The 12,906-nt window shown below is 34.8% G+C and carries 7 protein-coding genes; all 7 read right to left on the bottom strand.

The features are described 5' to 3' along the window. Positions 1 to 105 precede the first annotated feature (105 nt). The 7 genes from BWZ22_RS10495 to BWZ22_RS10465 all read right to left on the bottom strand — a co-directional run bounded on the left by BWZ22_RS10495 (position 106) and on the right by BWZ22_RS10465 (position 12,755). Entirely contained in the window at positions 106 to 1,557 is a 1,452-nt protein-coding gene (locus tag BWZ22_RS10495; RefSeq protein ID WP_076699877.1) for a sulfatase, read from the bottom strand. 155 nt (positions 1,558 to 1,712) lie between these two features. Further along, complete coding sequence (locus tag BWZ22_RS10490; RefSeq protein WP_076699875.1) at positions 1,713 to 3,215, bottom strand: sulfatase; 1,503 nt, start codon at positions 3,213 to 3,215, stop codon at positions 1,713 to 1,715. 25 nt (positions 3,216 to 3,240) lie between these two features. Next, on the bottom strand, positions 3,241 to 6,018 hold the full coding sequence (locus BWZ22_RS10485; RefSeq protein WP_076699874.1) for a glycoside hydrolase family 78 protein: 2,778 nt from the start codon (positions 6,016 to 6,018) through the stop codon (positions 3,241 to 3,243). Between the two features lie 4 nt (positions 6,019 to 6,022). Beyond that, complete coding sequence (locus tag BWZ22_RS10480) at positions 6,023 to 8,806, bottom strand: alpha-L-rhamnosidase (RefSeq protein WP_076699872.1); 2,784 nt, start codon at positions 8,804 to 8,806, stop codon at positions 6,023 to 6,025. A gap of 287 nt (positions 8,807 to 9,093) precedes the next feature. Beyond that, on the bottom strand, positions 9,094 to 9,408 hold the full coding sequence (gene rhaM / locus BWZ22_RS10475; RefSeq protein WP_076699870.1) for an L-rhamnose mutarotase: 315 nt from the start codon (positions 9,406 to 9,408) through the stop codon (positions 9,094 to 9,096). 131 nt (positions 9,409 to 9,539) lie between these two features. After that, positions 9,540 to 10,406: a T9SS type A sorting domain-containing protein gene (locus BWZ22_RS10470; protein WP_076699869.1), complete on the bottom strand. Its 867-nt coding sequence runs from the start codon at positions 10,404 to 10,406 to the stop codon at positions 9,540 to 9,542. A 174-nt stretch (positions 10,407 to 10,580) separates the two neighbouring features. Then, positions 10,581 to 12,755, bottom strand: a complete 2,175-nt coding sequence (locus BWZ22_RS10465; RefSeq protein WP_076699867.1) for a beta-xylosidase — start codon at positions 12,753 to 12,755, stop codon at positions 10,581 to 10,583. Positions 12,756 to 12,906: the final 151 nt, after the last annotated feature.

Genomic DNA, 12,906 nt, shown 5'->3' with positions numbered 1-12,906 from the left:
ATCCTGCACTACCATGTGTTTTATAAAAAAATACTATACAATTATTAATTGTGATTTTAAAATAATTATTATTGAGCTCTGGCTATATATTTTAATACAATTCTTTTATTTTTTTCTCGGGATATCGTTTTGCAAAAAAGGTTTTGCGTTTCTAGGAAATTGGGGTTCCAAAAGTGTTTTCATCCGTTTTTCTACTGAAGCATATTTTGGATTTCCATATAGGTTTTCTAAAGACAACAAACTGTTTTTATGCTGATATAGTTCGCCAGCTAGAATTTCATGGGTATTAGCATCTCTCCATTCAGTATAACGCCAATTGCCATCTGTGGCTGTACACCCCATAATTTTATTTCCTCTTGGATAGACACTTGTAGCGACGTCATCCCATTTTTTAGTTGGATTATCAATAACAGGAAGTATACTTTTTCCATCTGATTTAGGTGCTTCTATACCACATAAATCAACTAATGTTGGAAAAATATCAACGTTCTCAACCAAAGCATTTGATGTTTTTCCTGCTACTCTATTTTTATAATCTGTTTCTCTACTTACAATTAGAGGTACTCTAACATCAATTTCCATGTTAGAGTGCTTACACCAGGCGCCATATTCACCTATTTTATAACCATGATCACTCATAAAAATAACCATGGTGTTTTTTCGCAAATCTAAATCTTCTAATGCATGCATTACTTTACCTACTTGAGCATCTATATAACTTACACAAGCATGGTAGCCATGAATTAAAGTTTGTGTTAAATCATTATTTAAATCTCCATCTTTTGGTATGCCGTAATACCCTTTAAGTTCACCCCATTTACTTAGTGCTAGTCTATACATTCCTTCAGGCTTTTCTCTAGAAGGCACCTTGAAATCATCTTTATTGTATAAATCCCAATATTTTTTGGGTGCATTAAAAGGTAAGTGTGGTTTGCTTAATCCTACAATCATTAAAAATTTATCATCCTTAATTTGGTTAAGAGTTTGAATAGCATATGTTGCTGCTCGCCCATCTTTGTATGCTTCGTCTGCTACATCTGCATCTTCAAAGGCTGGTCCTTTTAATGGTTTAACACCCTCTGCTTTTAGGCGTTCCATTAATGCTATATTTTCTGGCTTAACATAACTATTTGGTTCTTTAGGAAAATGATGTGTCCAACTGGTTTTATCATCTATAGAATGATGATATACTTTACCAATACTTACTGTTTTGTACCCATTATCTTTAAAAAGTTGTGGCATGGTTACCACATCTTTATGTACTTTACGCAGTGGTGTAAAAATACTGTAAATTCCCAATGTTTCTGGTCGTAAACCCGTTAATGTACTCATTCGTGAAGGCGCGCAAATGGCCTGTTGAGTATATGCTTTGTTGAACATAACACCTTCTGAAGCCAATTTATCAATATTTGGTGTTATTGCTGTTTTACTTCCATAGCAACCTAGTTCTGCTCTTAAATCGTCGACATAAAAAATGAGGATGTTTGGTTTTTCACTTTGTGCGGAAATATTTAAAACTCCACAAATAACGCAAATTATAAGAATTAGTTTTTTCATTTAAAACTGTTTTAGTGTACTGACTATTGTATTGTTAGCGTTTAAAACATGCTTTGGCAGACTGAGACCGCGTTAGGGATTGAGGCATTTGTTGAAGCTCCTCGCAGAGAGCGACTGCCGAAAGCCCGACCCTTGTGGTAACGCCAAAAACTTATTTAATTAATAATTGGTTTGGGCGACTGTACTACGCCTTTACCTTTATTAAAACTCCACCAATCTATGGCTTTTCTATCCATACTTAATTTATAATTCCATTTTTTTAAATAGTAATCTCTTGGTCTTATTTGGTCGCCTATTATTTTAAGTTTGGCATGTAGCTTAGTATCTAAATCTTGTTGAAGTTTGGCATATTCTGGTTTTCCCAAAAGGTTATTTTGTTGGTATGGGTCTTTTACATTATCATACAACATACATGGTCCATCTGGTGTTATTGCATAAGTGTATTGTTTGGTTCTAATACCTCGATATGGAGGGTCGTTATAATTGGCTCCAAAAGGCGCAACGTTCATAACTAAGGCTGCACGATCGGCTTCTGAGTTTGGATTTTTAATTAACTTAGCTAGATTTTCACCTTCTATGGTTTCTGGAATCTCAATATTTGATAAACTTAAAAGGGATGGTAAAATATCTGGAGTTGTTAATGGTGCGTTGACTGTTTTACCTTTATGCTCTCCAATTGAAGGATAACTGATTAGGAATGGTACACGTATAGATTCGTCCCAAGCCAATTGTTTGGTAAAAGCTTTAACGCCATGTGCGCCCATCATTTCGCCATGATCTGACGAAAAGACTATAATTGTATTTTTGGTAAGTTCTAGTTCTTTAATTTTATTTAATATGCGCCCAATAGCTTCGTCGGTAGCTGTAATATGCGCATAATATCCTTGTAATTCTTTTCTGCTTCTTTCCTCTTGGTCTTTAGTTACATTTGGGTTCAATATTAATTCTTCTGGCGGATACATATCCTTGTATTTTTTTGGAGCACTATTGTGAGGATAATGTGGTGTTGCTATTGAAATGAACGCTAAAAAGGGCGTTTTATCTTTAGCATGGATTTCTAAATATTTATTGGCATCTTTTGCTATGGCGAAAGGTGAATACTCTTCCCAATATTTTAATTCTGAGTCATCATTATCATAATAAGGCATTTTAGTGTAGTTATGAGAGCATTCTAAGGCTCTCCAGAATTCAAACCCTTGTCGTCTTTCTTTAGGTATAAAAGTAGATCTACCATGACCATCTAAATGCCATTTACCCCAATAAGCAGTATTGTAGCCTGCTTCTTTATAAATTTCTGCCATAGTTAATTCTTCCGCAGGCATATATAAGTCATTTAAGAACATACCTGTAGTAGTAGGAAACCTTCCTGTAAGTAAAGCTGCTCTATGTGGTGTACAAACTGGGGTAACCGAAACGGCATTTTTAAAATTTACAGATTCTTTAGCAAAGGCATCTAAATTTGGTGTTTTTACATCTGGGTTTCCGGCATACCCCAAAGCAGAACCTCGCCATTGGTCTGTAAGAATATATACAATGTTTGGTTTTTTAGATTCTGAATTCTCTGAAGCCGTCTCAATGGTTGTTTTTACTTCATTTTTACAACCAGAAAGCGCTAACGAAGCAACTAATAATATAGTTGAAAACAATTTAACTTTCATTATTTCTATATTTCTCTTTGGATTATTATTTAATTTTTGTTGTGAAAATGTATGTACCTGGATGCGCCAATACTATATAGGCATTTTCTGTTTTGTTTATTAATTTTAAGTTTTCATTTTCTTCAAAAACAGCATTGTTTACATTCAATACTTTAGATGTATCTGCAGGAATTTCTATTTCTGATGAAGTATTTGGGGGAATAACTACTTCTAATTTAAATTCGTCATCTTCAATTTTCCATGAAGATGACACTTTTCCGTAGGGAGTATTTAAACTAGCTGCTGCAGATGTTAATGGGCCACCTGGAATTGGCGCAATTCTAATTGTTTTATAACCTGCTTCTTTTGGCGCTATTGCTCCAATACGCTCATACATCCACTCACCGATAGCTCCATAAGCATAGTGATTTAAACTATTCATGTTTTGAGGGTTGAAACCTTCGGTTTTACTGTAACTATTCCAGCGTTCCCAAATGGTGGTTGCCCCTTGGTTAATAGAATAAAACCAAGATGGATAGGTTTCGTTAAACAGTAACTTATACATCAAATCAATTTCAACCATCTCATCTAAAACTTGAGATAATAATGGCGTACCCAAAAACCCTGTTCGCAAATGATTGTTGGCCTCTTTAAGTTTTCTAAGTAAATTAGCTTGTGCATTTTTAATTTTAGGTTCTGGTAATAAATCGAATGCCAAAGCCAATAAGTATGAGGTTTGTGTTTCGGCAACACCTTTCACTTTACCTGTTTCATCAAAATACTTTTCATCAAACGCTTTAGCAACCTCTTTGTAAAGTGCTTCATATTTTGCCTGCTCTTCTGTTTTCCCAAGAACTTCTGCTGTTTTTGCCGTTAATTGTGCTGAATGTGCAAAAAATGCAGTTCCGATTAAAGAAAGATTTGTATCTCCTCGATTATCACCATTTTCAGGATGTGGTTGCAGCCAATCCCCAAAAAACCCCATCTTGGAAATATAGTTTCTAGATTTCATCTCATGGTGTGCCACCCAAGATTTCATCATTTCAAAATTATCTTCTAAAAAACCAATATCTCCGGTACGCATATATATTTTCCACGGAATAATGGTACACACATCTCCCCAGCCAGAACTTGCAATTTTATTACCTCTAGCATCTGGAACGGTCCATGGTATAGCTCCGTTCTCTAGTTGCGCTTCACGAACGCTTTGCAACCAACTGGCCCAAAATTTATAAACATCGGCATTAAACATAGATGTAGGACCGAATACTTGAGCATCACCAGTCCAACCTAAACGTTCATCACGCTGCGGGCAGTCTGTTGGAATGTCAAGAAAGTTTCCGCGCAAACCCCAAACGATATTACTCTGCAATTGATTTAGTTTTTCATGAGAAGTAGTAAACGTACCATTATCATCAAAATCGGAATAAAGAACAATACCTTTTACCCAATCTTTTGAGGGCTCTTTTGAAGTGTCAAAACCACTTAATTCTACATAACTAAAACCATGAAAAGTAAATTTGGGTTTATATACTATTTCTCCATCTTTGGCTGCTATATAGTAATCTGTTGAATGTGCGCTACGGTAATTTTTAGTGTAAAACGTTCCATCTGGCGACAACATTTCAGCAAATCTAATTTTAAGGGTATCTCCTTTTTTCATTGGCACCTTCACTAATGGTACACCTACCATATTCTGTTGCATATTAAAAATTACCGTGCCTTCTTTTTTTATAATTTCTTTAGGTTGTAATTCTATTTTGCCTTTTACTGGGTCATGACGTTTAGGTTCTAATTTCACGTTATTGTCAAGAGCAGCAACTTCAACCTGTTTCCAGTTTTTATCATCAAAATGATTGGTTGTCCAGTTTGGTAGTTCTAGATTTGCATCATAAATTTCACCGTCATAAATTTCTGCAAATTGAAGCGGTCCATTAGTTGTACCTTTCCAACTCTCATTAGATACAATAATTTGTTTTGAACCATCTTTCATTTCTAATTCTAATTGACATAACACTTTTGGAGACACCGTATTATCCCAAGGCGTAATCCCCCAAAGCAACCTCCCTGAATACCATCCAGAAGCCAGTTCTACACCAATTGTATTTTGTCCAGATTCAATTAAATCAGTCACATCGTAGGTCAAGGTTTCAATACGTTTATCATAAGTTGTAAAGCCTGGAGACATAGCATCATCACTTACGTCTTCTCCATTTATAGACACATCAAAAACACCTTTTGCGGTAATGTATAGTCTTGCCTTAGCCACATCGTTTGATAATTCAAAATCTTTTCTTAGATATTGGGGTTTATGGATTAAAACTTTTCCTCTTCCTCTTATACTATCTTTTGCCGTATCTAATCCAATCCATTTGGCTTTCCAATCAGAATTATCGAGTAGGCCCAGTTCAAAATAATTTATATCACTCCAAGCTGATGCTTCTTCGTCTTGATTCCAATATTTAACTTGCCAATATACTTTTTGGCGCGATTGCAGAGGCTTACCGTTGTATTTTACCCAAGTAGATTGGTCTGTTTCTTGTTTTTTAGAGTCCCACAAATCTGGTGTATTAGGTAATAAATCTGGACTGCTAGCTACTACAATATGATAAGCAGACTGTCTTTTATTTTTTTCTGTAACTGGTAATTTCCATGAAAAAGTAGGTTTATCGTCATAAAATCCTATAGGATTTTTAAAACCTTCTGAAACGGTTAAGTTTTCAGCTGATTTTAAATTTTCTTTTTCAGTACATGATATTAAACTGAAAAATACAACGCAAATAAAGATTTGAAAAACGTGTTTAAAATTGAATTTGTAAAACATTTAATTAAAAGTTTAGTTGAAATTTATAAGTACCCGGATTAGCTATTATTTTAACTAATTCAGCATCTGAATTTTCTATTTTTAAGTTTGCACTTTCCTCAAACAGTCTGCCATTAACCGATAAATTATCGATTTTACCATAAGGAATAATAACTTCGGCTGTGGTGTTTGGAGGAATAATTGTTTCTAAATAAAATATACCATTTTCAATTTTCCATGAGGATGATGCTGCTCCGTAAGGTGTATTAACACTTGCCGATGCCGCAGTTAAAAAATCGGTATTTGGTTTTGGAGCTATTCTTAATTTTTTATACCCTGGTTCTAATGCTGCTAAACCAGCAATGCGCTCATACATCCACTGGCCAACAGCTCCGTAGGCATAGTGGTTTAGGCTGTTCATACTTTGTGGGTTGTACCCTTTTGCTTTACTATAGCTGTTCCAACGTTCCCACATGGTGGTGGCGCCTTGATTGATTGAATAAAACCACGATGGATAGGTTTCTTTAAATAAGATTTTATACATTAAATCAATCTCACCCATATCATCCAATACCTTTGGTAATATTGGAGTTCCTAAAAAGCCAGTACCTAAATGGTTATCGGCTTTTTTTATTTCTTCAAGCAAATGTTTTTGTGCTTTTTCTTTGGTTTCAGGTTTTAATAAATCGAAATATATAGCCAGTAAATAACTGGTTTGAGTTTGTTTTTTGTTTTTAAACTTTCCGTTTTCATCAAAAAACTTTTCTTCAAAAGCAGTAGCGATAGCTTTATATAAAGCATTATATTTCTTTTGGTCATCAGTTTTACCAAGCACACCAGCTATTTTGGATACTAAATGGGCTGAATGCGCAAAATACGCTGTGTTTACAAATAGTCTTGGCGTATCGCCTCTATTGCCCGTTTTTCTGTTTTTATCGGGATAAGGCTGTAACCAATCTCCAAAAGAATGAATATTTGGAATATAATCTTTGGCTTTAGATTGGTAGTAACCCACCCATTTTTTGGCCATTTCAAAATTCGCTTCCAATACGGTTTTGTCTCCCGTGATGTTATAAATATCCCATGGAATAATAACACAAGCATCTCCCCACCCAGAACTAGCACTGTTATTTTGAAGCACATCTGGAATAATAAATGGCACTAAACCATTATCGTGTTCGTTTTGTGTTTCGCGCATACTTTGTAACCAAGCGGTCCAAAAGGCGTGGGTATCATAATTAAACATGGCGGTTGGCGAAATCACTTGAGCATCTCCCGTCCATCCTAAGCGTTCATCTCGCTGCGGGCAGTCCGTTGGGATATCCAAAAGATTATCACGTAAACCCCAAGTGATGTTGCTTTGCAGTTGGTTTAATTTTTTTTGAGAAGAGGTAAATGTTCCATTTTTTTCAAAATCGGAATGCTGCACCAATCCTTTTATCCAATTTGAATTGGGACTTACCGAAGCATCAAACCCTGATATTTCTACAAATTGAAAGCCATGGAAGGTAAATTTTGGCGTGTATTCGATAATGCCATCTTGAGCTGCGATGTAATAATCGGTTGATTTTGCTGAACGGTAATTTTCGGTATAAAACGTACCATCAGACAACAACATTTCTGAAAAACGAATGCTAAGTGTATCGCCTTTTTTCATGGGCACCTGTACTTTTGGTACACCAACCATATTTTGTTTCATATCGAAAACTACTGAAGATTCTGTAGTCGAAACAATTTCTGCATCTTCTAAAACAGCGGTTGTTTTTACCGTTTCATGGCGTTTGGGTTCTAGTTTTACCGAATCAACAATGTTTTCAGTTTCAACAGATTTCCAACTTGAATCATCAAAAGCGTTTGTTTTCCATTTTGGCATTTCTAGATTGGCATCATACACTTCACCATCATATAGGCCTGCCAATCTTATGGGACCATTGGTTGTGCCTTTCCAAGATGCATCTGAAACTATAGTACTTTTTGTACCATCTTTAAAGGTAACTTCTAACTGACAAAGAATTTTTGGCGAGGCGAAATTTTCGTAAAGCGCCTTTCCTCTGCTTATTCTTCCTGAATGCCAACCCGATGCCAATTCTACAGCTAAGGTGTTTTGTCCAGATTCTAATAAATTAGTAACATTATATGTTAAGGTTTCTATACGATGACTATATGGCGTCCAACCTGGTGGCAATACATCGTCGCTTACATCCTGTCCGTTTAAATGTACATCAAAAACCCCCTTGGCTGTAATATAAAGTCTTGCAGATTCAACTTGATTATTTAATTCAAACTCTTTTCTTAAATATTGAGGTCTGTGCATTAAAAAGTTACGTACGCCTTTAATGCTATCCTTTGCTGTATCTAACCCTACCCAATGCGCTTTCCAGTCTGAATTTTTTAATAAACCTAATTCAAAGTGATTGATTTCACTCCATTCGGAAGGCTCATTATCTTGATTCCAATATTTTACTTGCCAATATACTTTTTGACGCGACTGTAACTCAGATCCCTGATAATTCACAAAAGTAGATTGTGAACTTTCTTGCTTTTTAGAATCCCAAATATCGGGGTTATTGGGCAATAAATCTTCTGAAGAGGCTACCACTATTTGATAGGCCGATTGAAACTTAACATGTTTTGAAGTAGGTAATTTCCATGAAAATGTTGGCTTGCTATTATAAAATCCCATTGGATTTTCAAAACCTTCTGAGATTGATAACAGTACAGGTTTCTCTATTAATTTATTTGTACAGGATAGCAATCCTAAAAGTACAATTAACAAACTAACTTTAAAAAAAAGCAGTTTACTACTCATTTTACAAGGCCTCAATATTAAAGAATAAATTCAATAAAGCAATGTCGTGATTTTTTAATGTAAAACTATCCTGCCCTATCTCGATTTACACCCATTTAACAATTTTTGAATCATGTTTTATAATACTTTAATAAAAATAATTATTAAAAAACGCATGTAAACACAAGTACATGGTAAGTTTAGCTATATTTAAATTCCATAGTATTTAACATAATTTTTTTCTTTTTCATAAAGAAAGAACACTCCTTATATACATACAGTATCCTGTATACTGCATAACACAACAATTATTCTAGATAAAACACTTCTTCTAAAGGAATAGATACTGGAGAATTATCTGGGTTAACCTCCATAATATCTGCCATAAAGTCCCACCATTTTTTTACAATCTCATTATTAGCTAAATCTTGTGAACCTCCTTTTCCAGATACTTTTTGAAATGCAAATAATGTATTTGTTTCTTCATCTAAAAAAATTGAATACTCGCTTACCCCACTATCTTTAAGTAGTTGCTTTAATTCTGGCCATATTTGATTGTGTCTTTTTTTATAAGCTTCTTTTTGACCTTTGTTTAATTTCATTTTAAATGCTAGTCTTTGCATATTGTAAAAAACTTTTTATTTTTAGTTTCAATCCTATTGAAAATTGATTAATTTTTTTGTACAAAAAAAACATTCTACCTGTTGTTTAGATAGAATGTTTTTAAAAAACTTATGTTAAATACAGTTTTATTTTACTGTTTTACAATTTTTTTGGTATAAGAACCACTATCTCCTTGCATTTTAACAAGATAAACACCACTTGTTAAAGCACTTGTATCTATAGTAAGAGATGATTGTTCATCTACTTTTCTACTTAACACTTCTTGCCCAAGTAAAGAATATACAGATACTTGCTTAACATTAGCAGTAAGTCCTTTAATACTTAATGCGTTGTTTACAGGATTTGAAACAAATATAGAACTTGTATCAAAGTCTGCAGTACTTAATGACTCTACTAAATGGAATTGAAGCACGTCAATTCCTCCTCCATCAAACTGAACAGGGTCACCTACTGCAGATGGAATTACACCATATCTTGAATTAGTACCTTGTGTATTTCTTAAAAACAATGCATTGTTTCCATTTGCTGGGTTAGATCCATTAGAATCAGCAAGTCCATTTTCATCAACTTTGGTTTTTCTTCTTTGAAACTGATCTAGCCCCGAATAATCTTCTGAATTTTCTACTACAGTTTTCGGGTTACCTGGTTTAACAGTAAGGGTTAGAGCAGGATGAGCTGAATCATCAGCTGTACACAAGGTAAGGTCTATACCATTAACGTTTGCAGTAATTTCCATTAAACCTGGAGAAGCTGGGGTTCTATGATCTGTTATAGTAAAAAGTTGTTTTTCATCATCACCTGGTAATTCTTCTTGCCATTCTACAAAAGGATCCCCTTCGGCAGCTTCTAGATTAATTGTCATATAAAGATTCGGGCTCAAACCTGATGTTGAAATTTTATAGACACCGTTCTCAGTCCATAATGCTTGCCCCTGTACCTGAAATGCTAACATGGCAAATAATAAAAATGTGCTAATTTTTAATGTAATTTTTTTCATAATATATTGTTTTAATCAATTAATGCTGTAATTTATAACTATTAATTAGTTTTAGCATCCTGCACTTACCTGCTACTAACATCTATTTAAAGACCTGTGTGTCTTAAAAAAATCCCATCATAGTCTCATACTTTTATTCCTTTTTTATGTTATGAAATTCCCATTTCTAATAACTTATTTCACACTAAGTATTACTTTTTGTAAATCTTTTTCTAAAGAAGATGTGCCCACAGAAATAGTAAAAGTACCTGGTTCTACAACTTTTTTCATATCTTGATTCAGTATATTCAGTTCATCAAACCCTAAATTAAAACTAACTGTTTTAGTTTCTCCTGGCTTTAATGTAATACGCTCAAAACCTTTTAATAGTTTTAAATATCTACCAACTGATGCATAATCATCACGCACATACATTTGCACCACCTCATCACCCGCTCTATCTCCAGTATTGGTAACCTCTACAGAAACAGTAGTGGAACCATCTACTGAAATGGTTTCGTTTTCAAGCTTTGGGGTACCATATTCAAAAGTTGTATAACTTAAACCGTAGCCAAATGGAAATAACGGTGATTTATCGCTAAATCGATACTTTCCTTTTCCAGATCCAATAAAATCCGGACGCTCCAAATAAGTTACTGGAACCTGCCCTACGGAACGCGGAAAAGACATTGTTAGCTTACCACCTGGATTTACATCTCCAAATATTACATTGGCAACAGCATCACCTGCTCGCATACCACCATACCACGTTTCAAGTACAGACGGTATATTTTCGGCTATATAGTTAATACTCAATGGACGACCATTAATTAAAACCACAATTACAGGTTTTCCTGTTTTATGAATGGCTTCTACTAACTCATTTTGAACGCCATACAAATCAAGGTCTGAACGATCACCTCCTTCACCACATGTTTTGTGAGAACTCCCCACAACTAAAACAATAGCATCTGATTTTTTTGCTGCAGAAATAGCTTCAGGAAATCCATCTTTTGAAAAACTATCAATATCACAACCTTTAGCGTAGTTTATTTTTACGCTATCTCCCACTTTATTCTTTAAACCATCTAAAACCGAGACATAATATGGTGGTAATCCAGAATATCCTCCCAGTAGTTTGTAGGTTCCCTTTTTTGGTCGTTCTTCATGAGCATTAGGACCAATTACGGCTAAAGATTTTATTTTTGATACATCAAGCGGTAAGAGATTATTATCATTTTTAAGCATGATAATAGATTTTTCGGCAATCTCTAATGCAAACTCACGATGTTCATCGGTGCCAGCTTCTACAGTTTCTGGGTTAATTTCTTTTGGTTCTGTATCAAATAGGCCTAATTTATATTTTGCCGTTAAAATGCGAGATGTGGCTTTATCGATATACTTCATTAAGGAAGAATTCTTCTTTACCGTATCCTTCAAAACATTGGCATGATACGTTGCGAGATCAACGTTTTTCCCAATTACCAAATCCATATCAACACCGGCTTTTAATCCTAAAATAGCGGCTTCAGTCCTATTTTCAGCAATAAAATGCATAGTTTCTAGTCTTCCAACATCATTATTATCAGAAACAATAAAGCCATTAAAACCGAGCTCATCTCTTAAGATATCGTTTAACAGCCATGTATTCATATGACAAGGCACCCCGTTAAAATCTTGGTGTCCTGGCATAACACAAGCTACCCCAGCTTCTTTTACTGCTGCCTCGAATGGTGGAAGGTAAACCTCACGCAAACGACGTTCGGACATATCGCTAAAACCTCCATTTATACCTCGCCTATTTTCGGGATATCCAACAAAATGTTTAGCAGTTGCCATGACATGATTTTCATCGAATTGCTCATCACCTGTGCCTTGTAAACCTTCAATAAATGCTACCCCCATTCGCGACACCAAATAAGGATCTTCACCATAAGATTCTTCAACACGTCCATAGCGCGCATCGCCAGCATAAACATCTAAATTTGGTGAATAGCAATGTGTAACCCCTAAGGCACGAGCCTCTCGTGCTGTTTGAGATGCCATTTTCTTTATTAGTTCAGGTTCCCAAGTTGAGGCACAAGCTACCGCTTGCGGATAAACCGTTGTATTGCCATAATAATCGAGAACAAGCCATAATCCATGTAATGCTTCTCCGTATTTCATAGCAGGAATACCCAATCTTTCATTTGCTGGTGCATCTTGAGTCATTTCTGCTATCTTTTCATCTAATGTCATTTCATCTACTAATTGCTTTACTTTTTGAGCAATTTCTGAGTCTTTTTTACTGTTAGAATTTAGATTTGATTCTTCTGTTTTACATCCCATAAAAAAGACAGCAGTTACAGTGATAAAGAGTATTTTTTTCATGAATTAGTTTGGTTTTTATATAGAAATCGTACTAATATCCAAAAATAATATAGCTTGCTCTCTTTTCTGTCCTGCTCTATACTGTATTGTTTTTTTCTTGAGTTTAAACTAAAAAAAAGACCGAACTGTAAACAATTCGGCCTTTAAAATT

Origin of the sequence: Seonamhaeicola sp. S2-3 (assembly GCF_001971785.1) — a bacterium.
Taxonomy (GTDB): Bacteria; Bacteroidota; Bacteroidia; order Flavobacteriales; family Flavobacteriaceae; genus Seonamhaeicola.
This window is presented reverse-complemented; position numbering and strand designations above follow the sequence as displayed.

What these genes read in the sequence shown, in the direction of transcription:
- BWZ22_RS10470 (WP_076699869.1), bottom strand. Translation starts at nt 10,406, where the DNA reads ATGAAAAAAATTACATTAAAAATTAGCACATTTTTATTATTTGCCATG.
- rhaM (WP_076699870.1), bottom strand. Translation starts at nt 9,408, where the DNA reads ATGCAAAGACTAGCATTTAAAATGAAATTAAACAAAGGTCAAAAAGAA.
- BWZ22_RS10480 (WP_076699872.1), bottom strand. Translation starts at nt 8,806, where the DNA reads ATGAGTAGTAAACTGCTTTTTTTTAAAGTTAGTTTGTTAATTGTACTT.
- BWZ22_RS10465 (WP_076699867.1), bottom strand. Translation starts at nt 12,755, where the DNA reads ATGAAAAAAATACTCTTTATCACTGTAACTGCTGTCTTTTTTATGGGA.
- BWZ22_RS10485 (WP_076699874.1), bottom strand. Translation starts at nt 6,018, where the DNA reads ATGTTTTACAAATTCAATTTTAAACACGTTTTTCAAATCTTTATTTGC.
- BWZ22_RS10490 (WP_076699875.1), bottom strand. Translation starts at nt 3,215, where the DNA reads ATGAAAGTTAAATTGTTTTCAACTATATTATTAGTTGCTTCGTTAGCG.
- BWZ22_RS10495 (WP_076699877.1), bottom strand. Translation starts at nt 1,557, where the DNA reads ATGAAAAAACTAATTCTTATAATTTGCGTTATTTGTGGAGTTTTAAAT.